This window comes from Embleya sp. NPDC059213 (genome assembly GCF_042754445.1).
Lineage (GTDB): Bacteria > Actinomycetota > Actinomycetes > Streptomycetales > Streptomycetaceae > Embleya.
In genome coordinates this window covers 1-23,466 of sequence record NZ_JBHZAV010000143.1, presented here as the reverse complement: position 1 = coordinate 23,466, position 23,466 = coordinate 1, and the positions used below count along the sequence as shown (strand labels likewise).

Sequence of the window (23,466 nt, the reverse complement as noted above, 5' to 3'; positions counted from 1 at the left end):
CCGGCGAGGTCGAGGCCGCGCTGCGCTCGATCGAGCAGGTCTGCGACGCGGTGGTGGTGGTCCGCCGCGGCGGGGCCGGCGACGCCCGGCTGGTCGGCTACCCGACCGGCCCGGTCGACCCGGCCCGCAGCGGCAGCAGGCCCGGTATGGAGTCGACGAAGCCGGCGAAATCGCGGAGCTTGGCGACCGCGGCGACGGCGAATACGAGGCCGATCAGGCAGGCCGAGCCCAGGTATATGTAGCCCACGATTGTCCCCCTTTTTGGCGCGCGGAAACGGCGGGCGGCGAAAGTTCACCGCCCGCCGTCGAGTCCGGCAGGATCGCCCAACCGATTTCGAGGTCGCGCTACACGCACATTCGCCAATTCGGGGTGCCGAAGATACGTGTCGTACTACGCCGAACGCAGTTGTGGATGCGATCCTCGGGACGGCCGCCTTGTGGGTGGTCCGCCCCGATAATGACGGCGCGATAATTAATCCCGCTGCGGGCAATCCCGCTGCGCGATATTGCATCGCGGAATATCACCAACGGCCGCGACGGGCGGAGACGGACGAACCCCGCCCGCCGACGGCTCCGGGGCCGAAGGTCAGCAGTTGCCGACGCGCGTGGTGGTGCAGCCCTCGTCCTTGCAGCACTGATACAGGAAGAGCACGCCTCCACCACAGAAGTAGGTGTTGCTACAGCCTGCCTCGACCGTGGCCTTTTGGGTCAGTCGGTTCAACAGACGATCGGCGAGACGCATCATGACGTCTCCTCTCCCGGCCGGGTGGGCCGTTTGGATTGGTAATCGGATTATTGCCAGTTCCGCTTTTTATTCGCAAGACCCAAATCACCAACCATCGGAGATGATCAAGGAATGATCGCCGCGCCCGATTTCCGGCGGCCGGGCGCCGCGAATCGGCTCGATCCGCCGAATACGATGGATAGGCTCGATATGGCGGGCCTACGGGACGAGGTGGGCGAAAACCACGACGTTGCCGGAATAGTGCGTCTTCTTGCTGTAGGTGCCGCCGCAGGTGAGGAGCCGCAACTCCGGTCGGGTCGCGTCGCCGAAAACCCGCGCGGTGGGAAAGTCGTCCCGGGCGAACGCCTCGACCCCGTCCACCACGAACGCCGCGACGCTGCCGTCCGCGCGGTCGATCTCGATCCGGGAGCCGCGCGGCAGCGCGCCCAGCGGATAGAAGACCGCGGGACCGGCGGCGGTGTCCACGTGCCCGGCGATCGCGGCGGTGCCCTTCTCGCCTGGCGTCACGCCACCCTGGTACCAACCGGCCAGATTGCGATCCCCCTGCGCGGGCACGTCGATGCCGCCCGCCTGATCCAGGCCGACCCGGGCCAACGGAGCCGAGATGCCCAACTCCGGGATCCGGATCCGGGTCGGGATCGACGCGCGCATCGGCGCCGGCTCGGGCGGCGCCGCGGGCGGCGTCGTGGACGCGGCGGGATCGGTGGGCCCCGCGGGGGTCGCCGAAGCCGCGGGATCCGCGGCGGACGCCGCCGGCGTGCTCGGCACCGCCGCCGCGGCGGGCGGGCGCGGTGGTGGTGCGGCGGCGTCGTACCCGGCGTACAGCAGCCCTGCGCCGCCGATCGCCAGCACGCCGGTGGCCGCCGCCCAGAACAGGCGGCGGCCACCGGGTCGGTGCTGCCGATCCGCGGCACTCACGGGTGCCTCGGGTGCGGAACGGGCCATCGGTCAGGCGGGGTTCGAGGTCCGGCGGCGCAGCGCGACGAAGCCGGTGCCGGCCGCGCCCGCGAGCACCAGACCGCCCACCGCGAGCAGCGCCGGGTCGGCGCCCTGGGTGCCGCCGAAGCCGGCCGTGGACGCGGTGGTCGGCGCGCTGCCCATCACGTGCAGGCTGCCGATCAGTTCCTGGCCCTCGCCGCAGACCACCTTGACCTCGTAGTCGCCGGTGGCCACGTCCTTGATCGTGGCCTGGCCCTTGACCTCGTCGCCCTCCCGGGTCAGGGTGGCGGTGGCCGTGAACGCGTCCGAGGAAGCGGTCGCCGTGTTCGCGGTGCAGTGCTTGTCGTCCGACAACAACACCGTGTCGCCGGGGCGACCGGAATCGGTCTGCATCGGCGTGGCGGCGAACGCCGCACCGGCGGAGCCGCATACACTGAGAGTCACGATGGTGCCGACGACTGCGAGACGGGCACAGCGCATTTCGTCCTCCAATGGACATGCGGAACCGAACCCGACAGAACGGGTCACAGGGGAAGTCCCGCTACAAGGAACGTAAAAAGCCGCTCAACCCCTCGCCACCGCTGGCCGCCGAACGGTGGATCACGCCGGGCGTCGGAGTGGAACGCGCCCGCCCCGGGGTTTACCGGCACACCCACTCACCCCGCGCCGGGCACCTGCCGGGCGGCCATCACCGCGATGTCGTCCTCCACCGGCGGCACCACCAGGCGATCCAGGATCGTGTCCACCAGCGCCTCCAACGGCGCCGCCGGCACCGGACGCAGCGCCGCCAACCGCGCCAACGACACGTCGATGTCCTCGTCCCGGCGCTCCACCAGACCGTCGGTGTACAGCACCAACACCGAGCCGGGCACGTTCGGCCGCACGTACGCCGCGTACCCCCCACACCCGGTGCCCAGCGGCGGACCGGTCGGCAGCTCCACCAGCCGGGTTCCGCCGTCGGCCTCCACCAGCAACGGCGGCAGATGCCCGGCGTTGGCGAACGTGGACACCCCCGCGCCCGGATCCACCAGTACCAACAGACACGTGGCCACCCGCTCCAGCCCCGCCTCCTCGCTCATCCGGTCGGCCCGCGCCAGGATCTCCTCCGGCGACAGCCCGCCCGCCGCCAACACTCGCAACAGCGCCCGATAGTGGCTCATGTCCACCGCGGCCTGCACGCCGTGCCCCATCACATCGCCGACCGCGAGCAACGTGCGCCCGTGCGGCAGCGCGATCGCGTCGAACCAGTCGCCGCCCACCTCCACGCTGCGCCCGGCCGGCAGATAGCGGGTGGCCAGCTCGATGTCCGGATGCGGCGCCTTGGGCCGGGCCAGCAGGGCCCGCTGGAGCGCGAGCGCGACGCTGTGCTCGCGCGAGTACCGCCGCGCGTTGTCCACACATGTGGCCGCGCGGTGCGCGAGGTCGCGGGCCATCTCCACGTCGTCCTCGGTGAAGGTCGGCGAATCGCCGGCCCGGACCAGGCTCAGCGTGCCGATCGCCTCGCCGCGCGCGATCAGCGGCACCAGCAGCGCCGAATGCATCGCCGCCTCCCGGTAGACCGCCACCCGGGACGCGTCCGGCGCGGTCGCCCGCAACCTCTCGTCGGAGGGCCGGTTGTCCACCACCGTGCACCCGGTCCGCACCACGCGCGCCACGTCCGCGCCCGGCTGGTAGTCGATGTGCTCGCCCGGCCGACCCAGCATCGCGCTGAGGTAGCGCAGCTCCGGGATCGAGGTCCACGCCGCCCGGCGCAGCCGCACGGTGTCCGGGGCCGGGCGCGGCCGACCGACCTGCTGATCCGGGTCGGCCGGCTCCACCAGTTCCACGCCGACCACGTCCGCCAGTACCGGGACCAACAGATCCACCAGCTCCCGGCACGTGGTGTCGATGTCCAGCGTGGTGCCGATCTCCAACGCGGCCCGATCCAACAACGCCAGCCGACGATGCGCCTGATCCAGCGCGAGCCGGGTGCGCCGGGACTCGGTGACCTCCATCAGGATGCCGACGATGCCGAACACGCCGTCCCGGTCGTCGAGTCGGTGATAGGCCGCGTGCCACCACCGGGTCTGCGGTACGCCGTCCACGACGCGCACACCGGTGATCGTCGCCTCGCGCGCGATCCCGTCGGCGAGCACCGCGCGCAGCACGTCCTCGGGCACGTCCAGCCCCGGAAACGACTCGGCGATGGCGAGCCCGACGTGTTCGCTCGCCGGCCGGCCGTCGATCCGCGCCAGCGCCGGATTCACGTACAGATGACGCAATTCCGGGTCCAGGATGCAGATCGGGGCCGCGGTCTGCTCCAGTACGCGACGCAACAGGCGCAATCGGGCACGCACCGACAATCGCGAGTCCGCGCCGAGCAGTCCGCCCACGTCGAACTCTTCGTCCGCCGGGTCGACGTCGTCGTGCAAGCCGGAGTCTCCTTGGGGTCGCGGTCTCGGTGGGTGGGCGCGGGTCGTTCAGCCGGTGGGCACGTCGGACGGCTCCGCGAGGGCGGCCAGGTCCTCGTGCAGCAGCCCACTCGCCCGCAGGACGCCGGCGACCCGGGTCAGATCGGCACCGGCCGCGACCGGCACCGCGGTGCGCACCCGGGCATCGGCCGAACGGGCGAACGAACCGAGTACATCGCGGGCGCCCGCCTCCACGAACACCTCGATGCCGCGCTCGCGCAACGTGGTCACCGCGTTGCGATAACGCACCGGGTGCCGCAGTTGGCCCACCACCCCGTCACGCAGCTCGCGCTCGTCGGCGTAGTCGCGGCCCAACAACGGCGACAACACCGGATAACGCGGCGCCCGGAACTCGATGTCCGTCCCGAGCCGGCGCCACTCGGTGGCGGCCGACTCGCGCAACCGGTTGTGGAACAACGTGCGCACCGTCAACGCCCTGGAGACGACCGACTTGCGCTCCGCCAGCGCCGCGAACGTGGCCAGCGACTCGTCCGGCCCGGAGACCACGGTGTGCTCGGCCGAGTTGTCGCAGGCCAGATCCAGACCGGGCAACTGCGCCGAACACAGCAGTTCGAGCGTGTGCCTCGGTGCCAGGCGCAGGGTGAGCAGACCACCCGGATCACTGGTATGGAGCGTGCACGCCGCCGCCCGGGCCAGATACAGCCGGGCGCCGTCGCCCGCCGTGTACACCCCGGCCGCGGCCAACGCCGCCATCTCGCCCAGGCTGTGCCCGAGCAGCACGTCGGGACGGATCCCGAAATCGCCTTCGAGCAGCCGGAACGCGGCCAGCGCACCGGCGTAGATGGCCAGATGCAGGGACAACTCGTGCCGGTCCATCAACTCGTGTGCGTCCGGCGCCTGGGGATCGACGAGCAGACGCGAGGGGGACAACGTGGTCCCGTCGCCGACCGCGTCGTCGACCTCGGCCAGGGTGTCCCGGACGGCGGGGCGATCCTGGAGCCGGCGCAGTGCGCCCGGCACATAGGAGCCGACGCCGGGCATGATGATGGCGGTGCGTGGCACGCTCACGGAGACTCTCCCTGGGCTCGGTGGTCTCTGCTGCCATGGCCGGGAGGTTCACCGAACCCCGGCCACGGGTCGAGGGGACGACTTCGGAGGGTGGCGGTGGGACTGCGCCGCGCGATCTCGCGGATCGACCCCGGTCATGGCGGAAACCCGGGCTCGCGTGACGGGGGCGCGCGTCCGGGGCGGATCGGGATGGGGGCTGGGCCGGGCGTAGCGGCTGTGCGGTGCGGTTCGGTGACGTTCGACGACGTCGGGTGTGGGTCGCCGGGGTTCGGTGGATGGGCTCGATTCCAGGAGAGTCGAGCCGGCGGGGGAGCGCAACCGCGCCCGGCCCCGCGGGCTGGGGCCCGGGCCGATCGGGTGCCCGGGCGGGCGGGCAACTCACGTGGTGTCGACGGGAGCTGACTGCCAGTCAGACCGGCCTGCGGGCGGGCATTCGGCGGCATGCGGACCGCCATTCGGGGTATTCCATCCGAGTGGTCCGGGGCGCGCCCCGCGACGGTCGCCGATTCGGGTGGGCGTCGTTGCCGGCCCGTCGCCTTCGGTCGCCCCGATCGTTGGTCCGAACGTGATGAACCCCTGTCGTGTACTGGCCGCCGGGCTCGCCTCGGCCGCCGCACTCGTCGCATTCGCGTCCGCCGCGCCCGTCGCGTCGGCACCCGTCGGGTCCGCGCCTCGCGCCTCCGCGCCGGTCGTGTCGGGTGCCGAAGCCGACCCGGGCACCACCGTCGTGGTCGCCGGCGACGGCTACCACGTGGCCGCGGGCGACGTCGTGGTCAGGCTCGACGCCGGCGAGCGGGCCGCCGTGGTCGAGATCGCCCGCCACGGCGACGGGCCCGACGTGCGGATCCCGGTCGGCACCGAACGACCCCGCCGAACCGGGATGCATATGCTGGCGGGGCCGTGAACCGGACGAGTGGCCCGGCGGCGCCGGCAGGAGGAGTGGCCCGATGAAGGTTGGCGTCATAGGTCTGGGCGACATCGCGGAAAAGGCGTACCTGCCCCTCGTCTCGACCCTGCCGGAGCTGGACCTGCGCCTGTACACCCGCACACCGGCGACGCTGCGCCGGGTCGCGGAGACCTACCGGGTGCCCGTCGAGCACCGGTTCGCCGACCTGGACGGGCTGCTCGCCGAGGGCCTGGACGCGGCCTTCGTGCACGCGGCGACCTCGGTGCACCCGGAGATCGTGACCCGGCTGATCGAGGCGGGCGTGCCCACGTACGTGGACAAGCCACTGGCGTACGCCCTGGACGAGAGTGCGCGCCTGATCGAGCTGTCCCGGGCGCGCGGCGTGGGCCTGATGGTCGGCTTCAACCGGCGCCATGTGCCGGCGTACGTGGAGAGCCGTGCCCTGCCGCGCGACCTGATCACGATCCGTCGCAACCGTGTCGACACCGCACGCGAGTTGCGTACGGTCGTCTTCGACGACCTGATCCACGTGGTCGACACGCTGCGCTTCCTGGCCCCGGGCGAGATCGAGCACGTCGACGTGCGGGCCCGGGTGGTGGACGGGCTCGCCCAGCACTTCGTGCTGCACCTGGCCGGCGCGGGCTTCAGTGCGATCGGCACGCTCAACCTGCGCAGCGGCTCGAACGAGGAGATCCTGGAGGTTTCCGGTCGGGACGCCACGCGCGAGGTGTACAACCTGGCCGACGTGGTCGACCACCATCAGGGCCGCCCGACCACGCGCCGGCGTGGCGACTGGACCCCGATCGCCCGTCAACGCGGGATCGAGCAGGTGGTGCTGACCTTCCTGGACGCGGTCCGCACCGGCGTCTTTCCCGACCTGGACGACGCGCTGCGTACGCACGAGATGTGCGAACTGGTGGTCGGCGAGGTGGAGAAGCAACTCGGCTGAGTGCGACGGGCGGGATGCGGCGGCGTCGGTGCGGCGCCGGCGTCGGGCGGGCGATGCGTCGGATGAGGAGGGGAATGGGCCTGCGGGCGGAGTTGGCGCCACCGATGGTCGAGCCGAGCCGACTGGCCGAGGTGGCCGCCGGGATCGAGCGGATCGGTGAGCTGATTCGAGGCGGGGGCGGATCGGGCGCGGTGGAGGCCGCGTTGGCCGACTTTCGGGCGGCGACGGGGCACGACTATCCGATCGGGGCCTTCGTCGAGTACCACGGGTCGCGCACGCTCGCGGAGTTCGCGCTGGAGGCGGCCCGACCGGCCTGGCCCCGGGTCCCCGACATCACCCGGGCGGAACTGGTGGAGATCGTCCGGCGAATCCTGGCCGGCGACGCCGAACCAGACTGGTATCTCCTGGTGTTGACCGTGAACGTGCGGCACCCGGCGGTGAGCGACCTGATCTTCGGCCGGTCTGCCGAGGCGGACGGTCCGTTGTCGGCCGGCGACGACTTGCTCGGAGTTGCCGAGGCGATCGTGGACGAGGCGTCGGCCCATCGCCCGATCGTGCTGTGATCGCCCGCGGGTCGGTCGGGCTCGCTCAGCCGGTTCGGGGCGGGCGCGCGCCGGCGGCCAGGAGGGCGGCCACCGTCTCCGGGTAGGGGCCCCTGGCGGCCCAGTCGATCGGGGCGTGGCCGGTGCCGTGGTCCTCGCGGAGATCGGGATCGGCGCCGTGCGCGAGCAGCGCCCGGACGGTGTCGGTGTGTCCCCAGCAGGCCGCCGCGCACAGCGGGGTGCCCTCGGAGCCGGTTCCGCTTTCGGTGTCGGGCGTCGCGCCGGCCTTCAGGAGGACCAGCACCACGTCCGCGGCCCCGTGTACGGAGGCCGCGTACAGCGGCGTGGTGCCGGCTCGGTCGGCCTGTTGCGGGTCGGCGCCCGCCCGGAGCGCGGCGCTCACCTCGGCGAGTCGGCCCAGGCCCGCCGCTCCCACCAGCAGATCCGACAGTCGCTTGCGCTCACGATGGTTCACGCGGGTGAGGGTAGTGGGCCGGCCGCGAGCGTGCCCGTCAATATTCGGCGGGGCCTCGCGACCGGCGCGGGGGTGGGCACGGGCGGAGTACCTGCTCAGTGGCCGGCGTCCGCCGCGCTGTCGTGTGGCCGGGGGCGGGCCGCGCGGGCGGCGGCGACTTTCGCGGAGGTCTCCACCCAGGTGTCGCGGTACTCGCGGTCGAGCCGGTCTCGCCGGTCCTGGGAGAGGTGGTCGAGCGCGGGCAGCAGGTCGCGTTGCTCGTGTACCAGGAGGCCGTCCATCGCGGACGCGGCGTCCTGCGCCTCGTCGTGGAATCCGGAGCCGTTCGGGCCGAGTCGCTCGGCCGAGTCGAGGAAGCCCTCGATCCGGCGGGCCTGCGCGATGGCGTCGTCGACATAGCCGCTGCGGTGCCCCTCGGCGTCCCGGACGGCCGGATACAGCACGCGTTCCTTGGTGGCGAGGGTGGCCCGGATCGCGTCGTCGGCCTCGTCGAAGAGGGCGATGGTGCTCTCCGGGGTGGCCCGCCACCGGCGGATCAGCTCACGAAGGTTGCGGTTGTCCAGCACGGTTGTCTCCTTGCGCGTCGACTCGACTCATGCGGCCGTCGGCGCGGAGACGGCCGCGACCACATCCCGTGCCACTGCCCCTTTGGGGCCGGATCATCCCTTGACCGGCGGGGGAGGGGCCCTCGTCCGCGCCGATCCCGGGCTGCCGCCGGCTGCGGAGGGGATCGATGAGCCGGCATGGTGGTGCGGGTGACTCAGCCATCGCGTAATCGACTCGCCCGGTTCCTCGTCGCCACGGTCGCCGCCGCCGTGCTGCCGGCCGCGGCGGGCTGCTCATCGGAGGATCCGGTTCGATTCAAGGAGGGCGACCGCTCCGATTCCGCCGAGGAGACGTCCGGCACGGCCTTCGCCGAGGCCACGTTGACGCCGGAAGTTCCGTTGGGGGCGCCGCAGTTGACCGCCGCCGCGGAGACCATACGCAAACGCGCGACCTCGGCCGGCCTGGTGGTGAAGACCGTGACGGTCCGGGACGGCGTGTTGGTGGCGCGGGTCTCGTCGAGCAAGTTCGGCGCGGATACCAGGCAACGACTCGCGGCGATCGTCGGAGTCGGGCAGTTGACCGTGCGTCCGGTGAACAGCGTGACGCCGTTCCCGCCCGCGACCGGGGGACCGGGCAGCGGCACCACCCCCACGGGCGGACCCGAATGCGGCGACCCGGCGGCGCCGAAGGCCGATCCGCCGAGCGCGGAAGTCGTGGTGTGCGATGGCAAGTTGTCGGAAAAGTACGTCCTGGGGCCGGCCGTGCTCACCAGGACCGACATCGCCGGGGCCGAGGCCAGGACGACGGAAGCGGGCACCTTCGCCTGGACCGTGATCGTCAAGTGGACGAACTCGGGTCAGGTCACCTTCACCCGGCTCACGTCCGAGGCTGCCGGCGGTCGACTGCCCACCGATCGCATCGCGATCGTGTGCGACGGCAGGCTGCTGGTGGCGCCGAGTGTGCGGTCCGCGATTCCGGGTGAGGTGGTGATCTCCGGGACGTTCAACGAGGCCGAGGCACGCCAACTCGCCGGGACCATCGACGGTGGAGTGTTGCCTACCGGGTTCAAGGTCGACTCGTATGTGGAGGGGCGGTAGCGGGCGGGCCGTCGCGGGCGGGCGGTAGCCCTGCGGGCGAGTCGGAACAAGGCTTGTTCGCAGGGGCGTTGGTCGCCGGATCGGGCCTCGGTGTCGCCGGCTCGGGTGCCTACGGGCGATCATGGTCGCTGCCTTCGCGCGGTTTTGCCGCTCGAAGGCACCCGAACACACATCCCTGCTCGCAAGGAGCCACCCATGACCTCCGCACGGCCATATCCCCCCATCGAGCCCTACGAGCACGGAATGCTCGACGTCGGCGACGGCAACCACCTGTACTGGGAGACCTGCGGCAACCCGGCCGGCAAGCCCGCCCTGGTCGTGCACGGCGGGCCCGGATCCGGCTGTTCGACGGGTATGCGGCAACAGTTCGATCCGCAGCGCTATCGCGTCGTGCTCTTCGACCAACGGGGCTGCGGGCGCAGCACCCCGCACGCGAGCGACCCCGATACGGACATGCGGTCCAATACCACCGAGCATCTACTCGCGGACATCGAACGACTACGCGAACACCTTGGGGTGGAAAGGTGGTTGCTGTACGGCGGCTCGTGGGGTTCGACCCTGATCCTGGCGTACGCGCAGCGCCACCCCGAACGTGTCTCCGAGATCGTCATCCCGGCCGTCACCACGACCCGCCGCTCGGAAATCGACTGGCTGTATCGCGGCGTCGGCCGCTTCCTGCCCGCCGAATGGGAACGCTTCCGCGACGGCGTCCCACCCGCCGAACGCGACGACCTCGTCGCGGCCTACGCCCGCCTGGTCGAAGACCCGGACCCGGCGGTCCGCGAGCGTGCCACCAACGCCTGGTGCACCTGGGAGGACGCGGTCGTCGGCACCGAACCGAACGGCCGCCCCGACGCGTACTCCGGCCGCCCCACGGCCGCCCGCGCCGCCCTGGTTCGCATCGTCACCCACTACTTCGCCCACGGCGCCTGGCTCCCGGAAGGCATCCTCCTGGCCAACGCCGACCGCCTCGCCGACATCCCCGGCGTCCTCATCCACGGTCGCCTGGACCTCAGCAGCCCCCTCGACACGGCGTGGGAACTGGCCAAAGCCTGGCCCGCCGCCACCCTGACCACGATCTCCGACGCCGGCCACCTCGGCAGCCCCACCATGCGCGGCGAAATCCAAGCCGCCCTGACCCGATTCGCCACCCGCTGACCCGACGGGGACTCGAAGCCCCGCTCTAGGCCCACAAGTCCGCCCAGTGGCGGGCGGCTTGGGCGATTTCGGCCGCGCCCCAGACGTCGTCCGCCGCGTATTCCTCCCAGCGTCGCGCCTCGGCGCGGGTGAACGTGCGGACGCCGTCCGGGGTCGCCGAGCGCCATCCGGGGGTTCGGGACACCCAGGACCGTGCCTGTTCGGGCGTGTGGCCGCCGGCGGAGACCAGTCGCAGGCCCCACAGGGCCGGATCGATCCAGGCGGGGCCGAGGGCGGGCCAGGCCCAGTCCACCAGGCGGGCTCGGACGCCGTCGACCAGGAGGTTGCAGGCGGCCGGGTCGGTGTGCAGCAGGCACGTTCCGGACAGGAGCGGCTCCTGGTCCGGGTCGCACCAGTAGCCCCAGCGGTCCCACGCACTCGGCAACCGCAACTCCGGTGCCGGACAACCGCCCAACTCGGCAAGGGCGCGCACGACCAGGGGCAGGTCCGGCGATCCCGGGGCGTAGTCGGCGTGCCGACCCACGATCCCCTCGAACGCCAGCAGGTGCCATCCTGCGACCTCCAACCGCCACAGCACGCGTGGCGAGCCGGCGGGCAGGAAGGCGTTCACCCTTTCCTCCTGGCCGAGTTCGTCGACCGGTCCCCAGGCCGACCCCCACCAGCCGGGCCCCGCACCGGAGATGCCCCCGACGGGTGCGGCGTCGTGTGCCCGCTGGGCCTTGACGAACACGGTGCGCCCGTCGGGGAGGGTGAGCACCGCCGAGGCACCGCAGTTCGCCCCACCGACCGCGTCCACCACCGCCGGCTCCGCGCCCAGCCGGCCGCTGACCGCGTCGCGCGCCGCGACGGGCAGCCGATCCCACGCCACGCGGGCGATCGTCACGGCGCCGGCGGTGGCGGATGCTCGGGCGGCGCCGGCGGGTTCTTGTCCGGCGACCTGGGCCCGGGCGGACGCCCGGGATTGTCCGGGGTCGACGGACCGCGCGGAGCCGTACGCGCCTTTCGCATCATGCCCGCAGCGTAGACGGCGCGCCCCCGTCGGGCCAGGAGTACGGAGTACGGCCCGGGTAGGAGACCGCGATCGTGGTGGTGTCGGGTGGGGGTGGTGTGATGGGGGAAATCTTCGATGGGTCGGGGACGGAGGGGTGATGGGCGGGCGGGGTGTCTTGTTTGCGGTGACGGAAGTGGACGGCTCGCGGCTCCTGGCGGCTGTGGACGACGCGGAGGTGATGGCGGTTGTCGAGGAGGTCGAGGAGCGCTGGGAGCCGGCGTGGTTGGTGGAGGTGGACAAGGCCTGGGATGCGCTGCATCGGTGTCTGACGGACGGCACGTTGACCTATGACGGTGGCGAGTATCCGTTGTCGCACGCGATTCTCGGTGGGTATCTGTTGCACGAAGGGGACGAATATGTCGTTTCCTATGTGGCTCCGGACGAAGTGCGGGCGGTCGCCGCGGCGTTGGCGGCGTTGCCTGCCGAATGGGTGCGGGAGCGGTTCGGGGCGCTGGAGTTCGTGGAGTACGACGGGGCGGCCGACGAGGACGATATCGCCTACACGCAGGGGTTTTTGCCGGGATTGAGGGATTTTTATCGGTGTGCCGCGGACGCGGGGCGAGCGGTGATCTTCACGGTGGATCCGTAGCCGGCCGGGCCGGCCTGCGCAAACGGGTTGGCAGTGGGCCGGTGGCCCGGCAAGCTGGGACGATGTTGATCAGGGAAGCCACCGAGGGTGACTGGGCAGGTGTCCGGCCGTTCTTTCGGGAGATCGTCGCCGCCGGCGAGACGTTCACGTATCCGCTCGACCTGGATGCGGACGAAGCTCGTGAGTGGTGGTTCCTGGCCGCCCCGTCGCGGACCGTGGTCGCGGTCGAGGAGAGCGGGGCGGTGCTCGGCACGGCGAAGATGAATCGCAATCACCTGGGCAACGGTTCGCACATCGCCAGTGCGAGCTACATGGTCGACCCCGCCCACTCGGGACGCGGGGTCGGGCGGGCCCTGTGCGAGTACTCGATCGCGTGGGCTCGTGCGCAGGGGTATCGGGCGATGCAGTTCAACGCCGTGGTCGAGACGAATGTGTACGCGGTGCGGCTGTATCGCGACCTCGGGTTCGAGCTGGTCGGCACCGTGCCGGAGGGCTTCAAGCATCCGAAGTATGGATATGTCGGGCTGCACGTCATGCATTTGGCGCTGGTTTGAGCAGGTGCCGACGGCTGCGGCGGGGCGCGGCGTGGTGGTCTGCTCGGTTCTCGACGCCGCGCCCGATTCGCGGTCAGGTGCCGAAGGCGGTGTGCAGGTAGCTCAGCCGTACGCCGTCCTGGAACGCGCCGCCGCCCTCGTGGCCGTTGAACGGGTAGACCTCCATGCGCTTGGTCGCCGGGTAGTGGTGGTAGGCGGTGAACACCGTGGACGGCGGGCAGGTCGTGTCCATCAGCGCCGCGCTGAACAACGCCGGTGCGGTGGCCCGGGTGACGTGGTTGACCGCGTCGAAGTAGCCCAGCGTGCGGAACACTTCGTCGGTGTGGTCGCGGTGGGCCGCTAGGTAGCGGGCGAGTTCGCCGTATGGGCCGGTCGCGGCGATCTCGGCGCCTCGGCGAAAGTGGCACAGGAACGGGACCTCGGCCACGACCGCGGTCAGGTCGGGGACCAGGCCGGACGTGGCGAGGGCGATGCCGCCGCCCTGACTCTCGCCGACCATCGCGATCCTGGTCGGGTCGACGGCCGGGTGGCTGCGGGCCGCGGCGACGGCGCGTACCGCGTCGACGAACACCCGGCGGTAGTAGTACAGGTCCGGGTCGGTGATGCCGCGGGTCATGAAGCCCGGATGCGTGGAGCCGCCGCCCGCCGGGGCGTCGTCGCCGGTGTCCCCGCTGCGCCACACGCCGCCCTGGCCGCGTACGTCCACCACGAGGTGTGCGAACCCGGCTGCGGCGTACAGGAGTTGCTCGTGCGGTAGGCCACGTCCGCCGCCGTAGCCGGGGAATTCGACGACACAGGGGAGCGGGTCGTCCCGCCGCGCGGGCAGGAGCAGCCAGGCGTGTACGCGCTGGCCGGCGTATCCCGCGAAGGACACGTCGTACACCTCCACCTGGGTCAGCGGGCCGGGCTCGGACGTGAAGGTCGGGTCGAGGGGGTGCGTGTCGGCCTCGGCGAGCGTGCGGGCCCAGAAGGCGTCGAAGTCGTCCGGTCGCGGAATTGCCGGCCGAAAACCTTCCAGGTCGGTCAAGGGCAGGTCGCTCAAGGGCATGCCGGGTCCTCGTTCCGTGCGAGTACGTCGTCGGGTGCGCGGCTCGTGCACCGTCGCCTGCCAATTCTCGGGGCGGTGGGATCGGGATGATCACGGGGGCCGGGTCGGCGGTGCGTTGCGGGTGGTGTGCAAGACGCCCCGGGCGCCGGCCCGCGCTTGACACCCGGCCCTTCCCCGTCGAAGATCGACGGCGGCATCGAACGTCGGCACCGGTCGGGTGCGGCGCACGAGGTGTCAGGTGATGCCTTGGAGGCATTCCACCGTGTCGATCCGGTTGAATCACACCATCGTCCTGTCTCGGGACCGGCAACTCGCCGCCGAGTTCACCGCCGGGCTTCTGGGCCTCGAAGTCGGCTCACCCGCAGGGATGTTCCTGCCGGTGGCCACCGCCAACGGCGTGACATTGGACTTCGCCACCGTCGCGCCGGAGACGATCTCGGCGCAGCACTACGCATTCCTCGTCTCCGAATCGGAGTTCGACGCGATCCTCGGACGCTTGGTGGCTGCGGGGGTCCGGCACTACGCGGATCCGCGACTGAGCGAACCGGATGCGATCAATCATCACTACGGCGGTCGGGGTACCTACTTCCTCGATCCGAGCGGGCACTACCTGGAGATCATCACGCGTCCGTACGGCGACGGCGACGGTGATGTTGGCGCGGGCGAGGGCGGCACGGTCGGATCGGCTGCGGTCGAGGGCACCCCTGAGGCGAACCCTGACGTGTAACGGGGCCACCAGGCCGCCGATCACGGCCCCGAGGAGGACGCGGATCCTTGCGCGGTGCCGCCGGTACCCCCGACTCCCAAGGTCGCCAGCGGTGATCCCTGGGACGTAGGTAATCCTCGGGATAGGCGTGAGGACGTACTTTCGTAACCCCCCGAGTGCGTCGCCGGGAGTAGTACCCCTAGGGGCGGGTCCTCCCCAAGCAGTAACAGGAGTACCTACACACGACTGATTCCGTGCTGCTTGATCGCCCCTAGATTTAAGGAGCCGAAGACGTGGATCAGTGGAAGAAGAGGACCGGGGGACCCATGAGCGCCGCAACGAGGTCGGGGACAGTAGCCGCGTTCATGCGTTTCGTCTTCTTCGGCGGTGGCACCGGACTCGCGTCGAGCGCCGTGCTCGTGGCCCTGTCCGGGCACATGTCCATCATCGTCGCCAACGCCATGGTGACCGTGGTCTTCACACTGCTGGCCACCGAGTTGCACAGCCGATTCACCTTCGGCGCGGGTCGGGCCCGGGGGCGGGTCCACCTGCAGTCGGCGCTTTCGGCGGGCGTCTCCTACCTCTTCACCACCGGCGCGATGTTGGCCCTGCATGCGCTGCAGTCGGCTCCGGGCGTGCTCAAGGAGCAGGCGGTGTATCTGACCGCCTCCGGTGTGGCGGGGGTCGCGCGGTTCCTGTTCCTGCGGTTCGTGGTGCGATCCAAGGCGGTTGTGGCGACGGTGGTTCCGGTGGTCGTACCGGCCGTCGCCACCGTTGCGCTGCCGGTGGTGCGGGAGCGGGCCGTGTTGACCCGTGGGTCGCTCGTCGCGACCGCGTAGGTTTCCAAGTTTTCCTGGCACGTTCGAACGGGAGTACCGGTATGACCAGCGCCGCTGCCGAACACTACGAGCGGCTGCTCGCCGAGAACTACACCTGGATGTTGGGCGGCGACCTGGCCCCGATCGTCGCGGGGCAGGACGAGTTGCTGACCGAGCTGGGTATCGCGCCGACGCGGACGTCCGCGATCTCGGTGGACCTGGGGTGCGGGCCGGGCAATCAGAGTCTGGCGCTGGCGGAGCTGGGCTTCACCCGGGTCTTCGCGGTCGACACCAGTCGCCTCCTCCTCTCCGAACTCGCGGAGCACGCAGCCGAATTGCCGGCGATCGAGCCGGTGCACGAGGACATCCGCAAGGTGCTGCCGGGGCTCACCTCGCCGGGCGGGGTCGCGGCCGTCGTGTGCATGGGCGACACGCTCACCCATCTGCCCTCGAAGGACGACGTGACGGCGCTGCTCGGCGACATCGCGCAGGCCCTCGAACCCGGCGGCCGGCTCGTCGTCACCTACCGAGATCTCACCGAGACGCTGCACGGAATAGACCGTTTCATCCCGGTGCGAAGCACCGACAACCGCGTCCTGACCTGCTTCCTGGAGTATCCGGACGACGACACGGTCCTCGTCTACGACCTTCTGCACGTCCACGACGGCACCGCCTGGACCCAACACGTCGGCAGCTACGCCAAGCTCCGGATCGCCCCGACCTGGCTCGCCGACCGCTGTGCCGAGGTGGGTCTGGTCCCCGAACGCAACGAACCCGGCCCGGCCGGCCTGTGGGTGCTGGTGGCGCGGAAGGCGTGACGGGACGGGGCCCGGAAATCCGCATGCGGTTCGACCATTTGTCGTGATACTCCTGGCCCCCATGAAAAAAGATCTTGAAACGACTCGGCTCGTGTTGCATCCGCTGACCGTCCCGGAGGTGGAGCGGCTGGTGGCCGGCACACCGGTCGACGACGCGTGCTGGGCGGCCGGCTATCCCTCGCCCGGCGACGTGGCCGGCGGCCGGCGGTTCCTGGACACCTGCGCGAACGACGGTGATCCGGGCGCGTTCGGCAATTACGAGATTCGCCGCCGCACCGACGGGCGGGCGATCGGTGGGCTCGGCTTCCACGGGGCGCCCGACGCGAGCGGCGCGGTCACCATCGGCTACGGCTTGGCCCCGGAAGCGCGCGGCCACGGCTACGCGACCGAGGCCCTGCGCGAACTCCTGCGCTTCGCCCGGGAGGCGGGCGTCACCTGCGTCCGAGGCGACACCGCACGCGACAACGTCGCCTCCCAATACGTGATGACGGCCGTCGGCATGCAACTGACCAAGGAGGACCCCGACCTCAAGCACTACGCCATCTCCTGGCCGGAGCCGACACCGACCAGGTAGCGGGCACGCCGTATCGGACGCCGCGACGCTGCGGTGGTCGGGTCGGCCTTGTCGGTGAGGGTGCTCAGGGGGCGGCGGTCGAGGTGTGGCCGCGTGTTCGGTGTGCCGCGCGCCGGCCATCCGGCGGGCGACTCTGCTCCCGGTCGCGGCGGTTGCGGGCGCGCCGCATCGGGCGATTGAGCGAGGCCACGATGCCTGCGACGCCGACCATGACGGCAGACAGTGTGGTCGCGGTCGTGGGGCCGGCCTCGTCGGCGAGCGCGCCAAGGGCATTGTTGGCCACGAGCAGCGCCGCGCTCTGGACGAGGGTGAGCAGCGCCTGCATCCGGGACAGGTGGGTGCCCGGTACGCCGGTCAGGACCAACAGGCCGATATGGCAGGCGAACATCCCGGAGCCGACGCCGAGGACGACGACCCCGCCGATCGTGGCGACGGTGACGGTCGGGGCGAGGGCGATCCCGCCGGCGGCGACGCACAACCCAGGGCCGCGCCCACACCGATACGACGGGCCTGGCCCCGGCGGGTGATCAGCAACGCGACCGCGATCATCCCGAGGCTCCGGCCACCAGCCCGGCGGCCCGGTCCCACCGTGCCGGCGCGTCGACAGGGCCCAACAGGGCCACCACCGGCAACAGGAACGCAGCCGCGACGGCGGTCGGCAGCAGCACGGGCCGCAGGACCGGATCGGCGAACGCAAGCCAGACCCCGCCAACGGCTCCGATCCCAGACGTTCGTCCCGAGGCGCACGTTCGACCTCGAAGGCGGCCCGGACGCAGACCAGTACGACGGCCAGGGCTGATCTGCGGTAGTTGGTTTTGGGACCGGCCTGGTGGGTTCGGTGGGTGCGTTGTCGGCGGCAGCGCCGCCTCGGTGGCCACGGCCGACTGCACGCTGTTCGACGGGCGGGAGGTGGCGGGAGAGGCTGCCTTGGGTGGTGTCCCCGGCCGCGAGCCCGTTGTGGTTGCGGGGGCGCGGGCGGGCAATGGTTGTCCGTCCGGCGGCTGCGGCACGCTTCAGGGGTGGTGCGTTCCATCTGCCCCGAACGAGGCCGACAGCACAACGGCCGGCTGCGCATCGGTCATCGGGATCGGACGAGTCGATGCGGATCGGGTGGGCCGGATCTCGCACCCAGGCTCCGTGCGCCGGACAGGTCGTGGCTCACATTCCGGGGGTCGCGCACTGTGCGGTCGAGGCGGCCCAGGGTGGGATACCACGATTGCGTTCTTGTCGCGGGCGTATCCGAGTCGAGGGCGGAGCCCGCGTCGGTCGGTTTTTGTGCGGGCATGTTCAGCGGGCGGGTCTCGTGGAACGACTTTGTGGGGCAACTCCCGCATCGATCTGCGCGGTTCCCGTGGCGGGTTCCTGTTGCGCGGTGATGGCGCGTCGGGAGCGAGGTGCGGCCAGGAGGGTGGTCGGCTGCGGGGGTGAGCACGGTGGCGGTTTCTGTGCGTGTCGTTTGTGGCAGGGAGGGTTGTCCGACCTCGTGTCGGTCGGCGAGGATCGGCCGTTGGACGGCCTTGGCCCGGGTGCCGCCGGGCCGGGCCGGAAGTTCTCGACGGAAGATGTGGCTGGGATGTCGAGATCGGCGTGGCTGCTCCGTCCCAGGGGCAGATGCGATGTGGCCGGTGTGGCCGCACCGTTCCGTGTAGGGGAAGGACAGCCGTCATGGCCATTGGCGAGGACCTCGACCGTGCTACCGACTCGCAGTGGGACTGGGTCGCCGAGCACACCCGCACGTATCTCGCCTCGGGCGGCACCGAAGGTCACGAGAGCAACGGCGTGCACACTCTCGTGCTCGCCACGACCGGACGCCGGACCGGTACGCCTCGCCGCACCTGCCTGATCTACGGCACCTCGGGCGGCGAGTACGTCGTTGTCGCCTCCAAGGGCGGTGCCGCAGAGAACCCGGCATGGTTGATGAACCTCGAGGCGGAATCGAGTGTCGGCGTGCAGGTCGGCACTCGCCGGTTCACCGCACGCGCCCGCGTCGCGTCCTCGGCGGAGCGGGCGTCTCTCTGGGCGCAGATGGTGGACATCTTCCCGCTCTACGACGAATACGCGCGGAAGACCGACCGCGAGATCCCGATCGTCCTGCTCACGCCACTGGATGGACCCGGATAGGGCAAGGTCGGGCTGCGCGGGGTCGGTTCAGGGTGGGCGCCGGCACCGGGATGAGTGAGGCTCCGGGTGTACGGGCGACCCTGGATCAACTTGTCCTGGCCGGAGCTTCGGATGCCCCGCCACCCCTGCGGAGATCGCCGTGGCAGGCCCTGCCTGTCGCTGACGGTGTCGGCCTTGATGGTGTGCTGCTTCTTCTTGCCGGAGACGAAGGCCCGCCGTCCGGGCCGGTTGGCCTTGGGCCGGCGGACCTGGGTCTCGGTCCCGTCGATCCGCAGGGTGATCCCTTCGGCTTCCGCGCAGGCGAACGCGCCCGCCAAGGTGCACAACCGCGCCCTGGGCGGTCGGGGACGGCGAGGCCACGCGCCGCCGGCAGCGGCAGGATCTCGCCGATGGCGCGGGAAACCATGGAGCGAGCCGGCCCGTACGGTTTGGCCGGCGCGGCGTACGGGAGCCCGGTGCGCAGGTGCGCCAGGACCGGCACCCGGTCGGTGAAGACCAGGTCGCACCTCGGTCAGGCGCCGGCCTCCCGCCGCCGCTCGGCGCCACGCCGCTCATGCGGAGCCGACTCGCACCAGGCAAGCCGCGGGCCCGCCAACTCCTCGACCGGATCGCCGAGATGTGAACGGGAGACGCCGCAGAAGGCAGGATGGGGCAAGGTCGCGCGGGCCCACGTCGCCATGGGCGCTGTTCACGTGGGCCGGCTTCGTCCGTGCAGTCGGCGCCCGCCGGTGCAGGTGGACTCGTCGCCGTGGCTCACGGGTGGCCTCGCCCTGCGCGAGGTCGGCCGGGACGGGGTGTCGACGGCCGGGCCGACGTTGATCCGCCGGAGCGCCTATTCGGTCTCCGGCCGGTCGGGGCTGCGTCGCACGCGGATCTCGGCCTGCCAGGGGCCGAGCATGTCGGCGAGGGGCTGGAGGTCGCCGTCGGCGTTCGCGGCGGCGAGTGCGGCCTGGTACTCCTCTTCGAAGTCCATGCGGAGGTCGTCCGGGAGTTCGGCGCGGATCTCGGCGGGGGTGGCGTGGTGGGTGCCGCCGAAGCCGATGGTGTGCCGGGGCCGGCGAGGGTCGGTGGTCTGCTCGTTCATGCCGCCAGGGTGGCATCGCGGTGGGCGTGACCGGTAGCCGGCGCGCACACAGGCGGAGTGCGCGCCGGCCACGCGCTCTACTTCGACTCGCCCATGGCCTCACGAAGCCAGGTGAGAGTCCCGGTCTTCAGCAATTCCTCGGCCAAGCGCCTCGCCGACTCGGTACGGATTCGCTTCTGGGAGTTCACGATCCACCGGTCCACGTTCTTGTGTCCCTGGTCCTGGTATTCCAGGGCCTGGATCAGGCACTCCAGCTTGTCCGCGTCGCCCGCGCAAATCGCCTCGGGCGTTTCGCGGGCCTCGTATTCGCCGATGATCGACCGCATCAGCGCGCCCAGACCGGCGGGCATGCCCTGGGACTGGTCGGCCGCGATCCGCTCGGCGTCGCCTTTGCCGACGTACTTCTGGCTGATGTGCGCGAGGTCGCCGGTGCGCGTCTCCCCGGTGTCGTGCCACACCGACAGGAGTGCGGCCTTCGCCGGGTCGGCACCCTCCAACTCGGCGATGATCGAGGCCAGGAGCGCGGCCCGCCAGGAGTGCTCGGCCACGGACTCCGGATCCTTGACGCCGGCGATCCACCACCCGGTCCGTTTGTGCAGCTTCAACGTGCCCGCCTCGAAGAGGAAGTTCGCCACCGCGCGGTCTTCGTCAGCCACCCCATGCCCCTTGCCTGTGGTCTACGTCCTCGACAGGCGGATGGCGTACCGGACTGCGTCCAGCTCGCGCCGTGCCTGTGTGGACAGCGTCGCGCCATCCGACAGGACATCGACCCGTTCCCGCAGGACGTCCGTGTCGACGCCCGCCGCCTGGAGGAGGTGAGGGCGGACGGTGAACAGCGACCACAGGGTGTGGACGCACAGCTCGGAGAACCCCAACCCTGGTGTGAGGTGGCCGGCGAGGTGCGCGAGGAGGCGCCGCCCGCTCCAGGCCCCTGGGGTCACCGGCGCCGCCAGGAACGCGTCGTCCCCGTGCAGTTGCGGCAACTCACCGACCCAGTAGGCCCGGTAGTTCAGATTCGCGGTTTCCCCGGGGTCGCTGTCCACGAGGGTGTGTTCGATGAAGTTGGTCCTCCTCTCGGGATTGCCCTGACGGACGGCGACGGAGGCCACAGAGCGCGCGTCGAGCCAGTCGACAAGCCATCCCTGGCTACGGCGGCCTCGCTGCTGATGCTGTATCCACGGCGTGGCGTCCGGCGCCGGGTCGTAGCCGACGAGATAGAGCGCCTGATGGCGGGTCAGGATGTCTGGGGGGCCGTTCGCGGTCTCGGCGGTTCGGCGAACCGATGTGAAGAACTGCTGCCGTCCGCCGTCCGCCGTTCGGCGGTTCGGGCGCTGTATGGCGGATCGACTACGCGACGCTCTCTGCAAATCGCTCGCGGAACTCGCGCACCACCGGTGCGGACTCGTGCGAGGCGAGTTGCCCGGCCAGTAATGACAGCCGGGCGTTGCTGCGCGCCGAGTCGATGCCGACCGCGATGTCGAGTACCCGCGTCGCGACGCGAGCCGCCTCGTCGACCTCGCGGGCCTGGAGGTACGCCTCCGCCAGCCACGACAGATAGAGGGACATCTCCCTGACATGCGTGGTGTCGTACCGGTCGACGGCGGTCCGCAGCAGCGGCTCGGCACGTAGCGGCCTGCGCAACTCGGTGTAGCAGCGGCCGGCCATGACGTTCATCTCGTCGCGGTTCAGCCAGTACACCCACTCGGGATCCTCGCCCGGCCGGCTGCGCTCGAAGGCGTCGTCGGCGGCTCCGAGCGCCCGGTCGCACTCGCGGGGCTGGTCTGCTCGGGCGTGCGCCCACGCGACCCGTTCGAGGAGGAGCGCGCGCACACTGGCCGTCGCCTCCCCCCTGCCTCCGGCCTCTGCGGACCGGGCGACCAGCACGGCCTCGGTTTCCCGGCCGGTGTTGGCCATCTGGTACGACAGCGTGGACAGCAGGTTCGCGGCGAGAGGTCGGTCGCCGGCCCCGTGGGCGAGCCGGACGCCGGCGAGGTAGTCGCGTTCCGCCTGGGCGTGTAGGCCGAGGTCGGACGCCACCCAGCCTGCGAGCTGGGCGAGTTCGGCGCCGACGGTCAGCAACGCGCGGCCGGTCTCTTCCGTGTAGGAGCTCTCGCGGAGGAGGCGAACGGTGTCGGCGAGTTCGCCTGCGATGGCGGGGTAGAGGTCGGTGCCGCCGACGATGTCGTCCATGCGTCGGAGATGGTCACCACGCCGGCGGATGGTGTCGGCGAGGGCGGCTCCGACGCGGCGGCCGGAGCGCATCTCGTACACCTGCGGCGTGTCGGCGAGCAGCCACTCGTGGGCGACCCGGGCGGCGAGTGCGTCGGCGTGGTTGTCGGTGAGGGCATGCGCCACGGCTTCCGCATCGGCCCGGCTCCACTCGTCGGTGCACCACGGTGTTGCCGAGCCCGGGACCGGGGGCGCGGCTTGGCCACGGCGTCCTCGCAGCGGGGCGGCGGCGGCTTCGAGTTCGTCGAGGCTGATCCCGAGGACGGTCGAGATCCACGGCAGCCACCGGGTGGGGAGCCGGACGCCGCGCTCCCACCGGGAGACCTCGTGCCTGGTCACCGTGGCGTCGCCGGATGCCTGGCACAGGAGATCGGCGAGACGCTGCTGGGTCCTGCCTTGCTCGCGTCGCACGCGTGCGATGAGCGTTCCGACGGTTTCGTGCTGGTGCATGGTTGCCCCCGACATAGTGCACATGTCGTGCTGCCGGCCAACAGTCTGGCCCACTCAGAGGCCCACATACAGGCTCCTCACCGAACCGGGGTGGAAGCGATTCCCTGGTCACCACGCTTGCGGCGACCAAGGAGTACGGAAATGGCGGCAACAGATCCCCCCGATCGAGTGCATGTGGGCCCATCCGGCGACTCCCACCGTCCGGTGCGGGTGAAGTTCCCGGATCGCGAGCCAGTGGACATGACAACCGACGAACTGGTCGCGCTCCAGCACGAGATCCGGGCGTACCTGCTGTACCGGGTCCCAGCTCCGCCGCTCGGCCGGATCTCGAACTCGGGCGGCTGAGGAGCCGCCCCATGGCCGCAGCGGTACGGGACCGCACGCGGCCTCCGGCCAGGCCCGCGCGTCCTGCCGCACCGCCCGGTCGGCCCCGGCCACCCACCCTGGGTCGGGTGACCAGGCCCGGCGGTGCGCGAATCACCGCCGGGCCCGCCTTCCCTCGCCCGGCCGCAGGTACCCCCGACGGCGGCCGGGCGAGGACCACCATCACTCACACCCAGGCTTGGAGAGGTCATGCCCCACTCGTC

Annotated in this window: 28 protein-coding genes; 13 read left to right on the top strand and 15 right to left on the bottom strand. The window is 71.2% G+C overall.

What is annotated here, in order from left to right; translation table 11 throughout:
• A partial coding sequence (locus ACFXMF_RS35670) for a hypothetical protein (protein WP_380020971.1) occupies nucleotides 1–242 on the top strand: 242 nt, incomplete at its 5' end.
• A 344-nt stretch (nucleotides 243–586) separates the two neighbouring features.
• Here ACFXMF_RS35670 and ACFXMF_RS35665 read toward each other — a convergent pair.
• The 5 genes from ACFXMF_RS35665 to ACFXMF_RS35645 all read right to left on the bottom strand — a co-directional run bounded on the left by ACFXMF_RS35665 (nucleotide 587) and on the right by ACFXMF_RS35645 (nucleotide 5,163).
• Complete coding sequence (locus ACFXMF_RS35665; protein ID WP_281174555.1) at nucleotides 587–721, bottom strand: hypothetical protein; 135 nt, start codon at nucleotides 719–721, stop codon at nucleotides 587–589.
• A gap of 222 nt (nucleotides 722–943) precedes the next feature.
• Nucleotides 944–1,663, bottom strand: coding sequence for a class F sortase (locus tag ACFXMF_RS35660; protein ID WP_360310818.1), 720 nt, complete (start codon nucleotides 1,661–1,663; stop codon nucleotides 944–946).
• 30 nt (nucleotides 1,664–1,693) lie between these two features.
• On the bottom strand, nucleotides 1,694–2,128 hold the full coding sequence (locus ACFXMF_RS35655) for a hypothetical protein (protein ID WP_360310820.1): 435 nt from the start codon (nucleotides 2,126–2,128) through the stop codon (nucleotides 1,694–1,696).
• A 212-nt stretch (nucleotides 2,129–2,340) separates the two neighbouring features.
• Nucleotides 2,341–4,095, bottom strand: a complete 1,755-nt coding sequence (locus ACFXMF_RS35650; RefSeq protein ID WP_360310822.1) for a SpoIIE family protein phosphatase — start codon at nucleotides 4,093–4,095, stop codon at nucleotides 2,341–2,343.
• A 48-nt stretch (nucleotides 4,096–4,143) separates the two neighbouring features.
• Entirely contained in the window at nucleotides 4,144–5,163 is a 1,020-nt protein-coding gene (locus ACFXMF_RS35645) for an ACP S-malonyltransferase (protein WP_379988581.1), read from the bottom strand.
• Between the two features lie 568 nt (nucleotides 5,164–5,731).
• Between ACFXMF_RS35645 and ACFXMF_RS35640 the strand changes: the two genes are divergently transcribed.
• From ACFXMF_RS35640 to ACFXMF_RS35630, 3 genes are all read left to right on the top strand, one after another.
• Nucleotides 5,732–6,067: a hypothetical protein gene (locus ACFXMF_RS35640; RefSeq protein ID WP_379988582.1), complete on the top strand. Its 336-nt coding sequence runs from the start codon at nucleotides 5,732–5,734 to the stop codon at nucleotides 6,065–6,067.
• 43 nt (nucleotides 6,068–6,110) lie between these two features.
• The gene (locus tag ACFXMF_RS35635; RefSeq protein ID WP_360310828.1) at nucleotides 6,111–7,019 is read left to right on the top strand and encodes a Gfo/Idh/MocA family oxidoreductase; all 909 of its coding nucleotides are present in this window, start codon (nucleotides 6,111–6,113) and stop codon (nucleotides 7,017–7,019) included.
• A gap of 62 nt (nucleotides 7,020–7,081) precedes the next feature.
• Nucleotides 7,082–7,582 carry a hypothetical protein gene (locus ACFXMF_RS35630; RefSeq protein ID WP_379988584.1) on the top strand — a complete coding sequence of 167 codons (501 nt, stop codon included), beginning with the start codon at nucleotides 7,082–7,084 and terminating at the stop codon, nucleotides 7,580–7,582.
• A 25-nt stretch (nucleotides 7,583–7,607) separates the two neighbouring features.
• Here ACFXMF_RS35630 and ACFXMF_RS35625 read toward each other — a convergent pair whose 3' ends face one another.
• Nucleotides 7,608–8,036 (bottom strand): ankyrin repeat domain-containing protein, encoded by a 429-nt coding sequence (locus ACFXMF_RS35625; RefSeq protein WP_379988585.1) that lies wholly within the window; start codon nucleotides 8,034–8,036, stop codon nucleotides 7,608–7,610.
• Between the two features lie 95 nt (nucleotides 8,037–8,131).
• Nucleotides 8,132–8,602, bottom strand: coding sequence for a hypothetical protein (locus ACFXMF_RS35620; protein WP_379988586.1), 471 nt, complete (start codon nucleotides 8,600–8,602; stop codon nucleotides 8,132–8,134).
• Nucleotides 8,603–8,791: 189 nt separating this feature from the next.
• Here ACFXMF_RS35620 and ACFXMF_RS35615 point away from each other — a divergent pair, with 189 nt between their 5' ends.
• Together ACFXMF_RS35615 and pip are read left to right on the top strand one after the other, a co-directional pair.
• A complete protein-coding gene (locus ACFXMF_RS35615) occupies nucleotides 8,792–9,679 on the top strand; it encodes a hypothetical protein (RefSeq protein ID WP_360310836.1) in 888 nt (295 codons plus the stop codon).
• Nucleotides 9,680–9,874: 195 nt separating this feature from the next.
• Nucleotides 9,875–10,837, top strand: coding sequence for a prolyl aminopeptidase (gene pip, locus ACFXMF_RS35610; protein WP_360310838.1), 963 nt, complete (start codon nucleotides 9,875–9,877; stop codon nucleotides 10,835–10,837).
• A 25-nt stretch (nucleotides 10,838–10,862) separates the two neighbouring features.
• Here the strand turns inward: pip and ACFXMF_RS35605 are convergent, their stop codons facing one another.
• A complete protein-coding gene (locus tag ACFXMF_RS35605; protein WP_360310840.1) occupies nucleotides 10,863–11,720 on the bottom strand; it encodes an aminoglycoside phosphotransferase in 858 nt (285 codons plus the stop codon).
• A 265-nt stretch (nucleotides 11,721–11,985) separates the two neighbouring features.
• On the opposite strand from ACFXMF_RS35605, the gene ACFXMF_RS35600 reads away from it, so the two are divergent.
• Together ACFXMF_RS35600 and ACFXMF_RS35595 are read left to right on the top strand one after the other, a co-directional pair.
• Nucleotides 11,986–12,477, top strand: coding sequence for a DUF1877 family protein (locus ACFXMF_RS35600; RefSeq protein ID WP_379988587.1), 492 nt, complete (start codon nucleotides 11,986–11,988; stop codon nucleotides 12,475–12,477).
• Between the two features lie 62 nt (nucleotides 12,478–12,539).
• The gene (locus tag ACFXMF_RS35595) at nucleotides 12,540–13,031 is read left to right on the top strand and encodes a GNAT family N-acetyltransferase (protein WP_379988589.1); all 492 of its coding nucleotides are present in this window, start codon (nucleotides 12,540–12,542) and stop codon (nucleotides 13,029–13,031) included.
• 73 nt (nucleotides 13,032–13,104) lie between these two features.
• On the opposite strand, the gene ACFXMF_RS35590 is transcribed toward ACFXMF_RS35595, so the two are convergent.
• Nucleotides 13,105–14,079 carry an acetylxylan esterase gene (locus ACFXMF_RS35590; RefSeq protein ID WP_379988591.1) on the bottom strand — a complete coding sequence of 325 codons (975 nt, stop codon included), beginning with the start codon at nucleotides 14,077–14,079 and terminating at the stop codon, nucleotides 13,105–13,107.
• Between the two features lie 262 nt (nucleotides 14,080–14,341).
• Between ACFXMF_RS35590 and ACFXMF_RS35585 the strand changes: the two genes are divergently transcribed.
• The 4 genes from ACFXMF_RS35585 (at nucleotide 14,342) to ACFXMF_RS35570 (ending at nucleotide 16,995) form a co-directional block, all read left to right on the top strand.
• Nucleotides 14,342–14,806 carry a VOC family protein gene (locus tag ACFXMF_RS35585; RefSeq protein WP_360311055.1) on the top strand — a complete coding sequence of 155 codons (465 nt, stop codon included), beginning with the start codon at nucleotides 14,342–14,344 and terminating at the stop codon, nucleotides 14,804–14,806.
• A gap of 305 nt (nucleotides 14,807–15,111) precedes the next feature.
• Nucleotides 15,112–15,624, top strand: coding sequence for a hypothetical protein (locus ACFXMF_RS35580; RefSeq protein WP_379988592.1), 513 nt, complete (start codon nucleotides 15,112–15,114; stop codon nucleotides 15,622–15,624).
• A gap of 41 nt (nucleotides 15,625–15,665) precedes the next feature.
• Complete coding sequence (locus ACFXMF_RS35575) at nucleotides 15,666–16,421, top strand: class I SAM-dependent methyltransferase (protein ID WP_379988593.1); 756 nt, start codon at nucleotides 15,666–15,668, stop codon at nucleotides 16,419–16,421.
• A gap of 61 nt (nucleotides 16,422–16,482) precedes the next feature.
• A complete protein-coding gene (locus ACFXMF_RS35570) occupies nucleotides 16,483–16,995 on the top strand; it encodes a GNAT family N-acetyltransferase (RefSeq protein ID WP_360310852.1) in 513 nt (170 codons plus the stop codon).
• Nucleotides 16,996–17,059: 64 nt separating this feature from the next.
• On the opposite strand, the gene ACFXMF_RS35565 is transcribed toward ACFXMF_RS35570, so the two are convergent.
• The gene (locus ACFXMF_RS35565; RefSeq protein ID WP_379988594.1) at nucleotides 17,060–17,473 is read right to left on the bottom strand and encodes a hypothetical protein; all 414 of its coding nucleotides are present in this window, start codon (nucleotides 17,471–17,473) and stop codon (nucleotides 17,060–17,062) included.
• 67 nt (nucleotides 17,474–17,540) lie between these two features.
• Complete coding sequence (locus ACFXMF_RS35560) at nucleotides 17,541–17,663, bottom strand: hypothetical protein (RefSeq protein WP_379988595.1); 123 nt, start codon at nucleotides 17,661–17,663, stop codon at nucleotides 17,541–17,543.
• 997 nt (nucleotides 17,664–18,660) lie between these two features.
• Between ACFXMF_RS35560 and ACFXMF_RS35555 the strand changes: the two genes are divergently transcribed.
• A complete protein-coding gene (locus ACFXMF_RS35555) occupies nucleotides 18,661–19,116 on the top strand; it encodes a nitroreductase family deazaflavin-dependent oxidoreductase (protein ID WP_379988596.1) in 456 nt (151 codons plus the stop codon).
• An 832-nt stretch (nucleotides 19,117–19,948) separates the two neighbouring features.
• Here the strand turns inward: ACFXMF_RS35555 and ACFXMF_RS35550 are convergent.
• The 4 genes from ACFXMF_RS35550 to ACFXMF_RS35535 all read right to left on the bottom strand — a co-directional run bounded on the left by ACFXMF_RS35550 (nucleotide 19,949) and on the right by ACFXMF_RS35535 (nucleotide 22,840).
• Entirely contained in the window at nucleotides 19,949–20,200 is a 252-nt protein-coding gene (locus ACFXMF_RS35550) for a DUF6247 family protein (RefSeq protein ID WP_379988597.1), read from the bottom strand.
• Nucleotides 20,201–20,277: 77 nt separating this feature from the next.
• Nucleotides 20,278–20,856 (bottom strand): HD domain-containing protein, encoded by a 579-nt coding sequence (locus ACFXMF_RS35545; protein ID WP_360310860.1) that lies wholly within the window; start codon nucleotides 20,854–20,856, stop codon nucleotides 20,278–20,280.
• Between the two features lie 21 nt (nucleotides 20,857–20,877).
• Nucleotides 20,878–21,309, bottom strand: a complete 432-nt coding sequence (locus ACFXMF_RS35540; RefSeq protein WP_379988599.1) for a transcriptional regulator — start codon at nucleotides 21,307–21,309, stop codon at nucleotides 20,878–20,880.
• Between the two features lie 238 nt (nucleotides 21,310–21,547).
• Nucleotides 21,548–22,840 (bottom strand): transcriptional regulator, encoded by a 1,293-nt coding sequence (locus tag ACFXMF_RS35535; RefSeq protein WP_379988601.1) that lies wholly within the window; start codon nucleotides 22,838–22,840, stop codon nucleotides 21,548–21,550.
• Nucleotides 22,841–23,466 lie beyond the last annotated feature (626 nt).

Excerpts from the sequence above, each read along its gene's own strand:
- ACFXMF_RS35640 (WP_379988582.1), top strand. The coding sequence starts at position 5,732 with ATGAACCCCTGTCGTGTACTGGCCGCCGGGCTCGCCTCGGCCGCCGCA.
- pip (WP_360310838.1), top strand. The coding sequence starts at position 9,875 with ATGACCTCCGCACGGCCATATCCCCCCATCGAGCCCTACGAGCACGGA.
- ACFXMF_RS35570 (WP_360310852.1), top strand. The coding sequence starts at position 16,483 with ATGAAAAAAGATCTTGAAACGACTCGGCTCGTGTTGCATCCGCTGACC.
- ACFXMF_RS35600 (WP_379988587.1), top strand. The coding sequence starts at position 11,986 with ATGGGCGGGCGGGGTGTCTTGTTTGCGGTGACGGAAGTGGACGGCTCG.
- ACFXMF_RS35635 (WP_360310828.1), top strand. The coding sequence starts at position 6,111 with ATGAAGGTTGGCGTCATAGGTCTGGGCGACATCGCGGAAAAGGCGTAC.
- ACFXMF_RS35595 (WP_379988589.1), top strand. The coding sequence starts at position 12,540 with ATGTTGATCAGGGAAGCCACCGAGGGTGACTGGGCAGGTGTCCGGCCG.
- ACFXMF_RS35580 (WP_379988592.1), top strand. The coding sequence starts at position 15,112 with ATGAGCGCCGCAACGAGGTCGGGGACAGTAGCCGCGTTCATGCGTTTC.
- ACFXMF_RS35590 (WP_379988591.1), bottom strand. The coding sequence starts at position 14,079 with ATGCCCTTGAGCGACCTGCCCTTGACCGACCTGGAAGGTTTTCGGCCG.
- ACFXMF_RS35555 (WP_379988596.1), top strand. The coding sequence starts at position 18,661 with ATGGCCATTGGCGAGGACCTCGACCGTGCTACCGACTCGCAGTGGGAC.
- ACFXMF_RS35575 (WP_379988593.1), top strand. The coding sequence starts at position 15,666 with ATGACCAGCGCCGCTGCCGAACACTACGAGCGGCTGCTCGCCGAGAAC.
- ACFXMF_RS35550 (WP_379988597.1), bottom strand. The coding sequence starts at position 20,200 with ATGAACGAGCAGACCACCGACCCTCGCCGGCCCCGGCACACCATCGGC.
- ACFXMF_RS35630 (WP_379988584.1), top strand. The coding sequence starts at position 7,082 with ATGAGGAGGGGAATGGGCCTGCGGGCGGAGTTGGCGCCACCGATGGTC.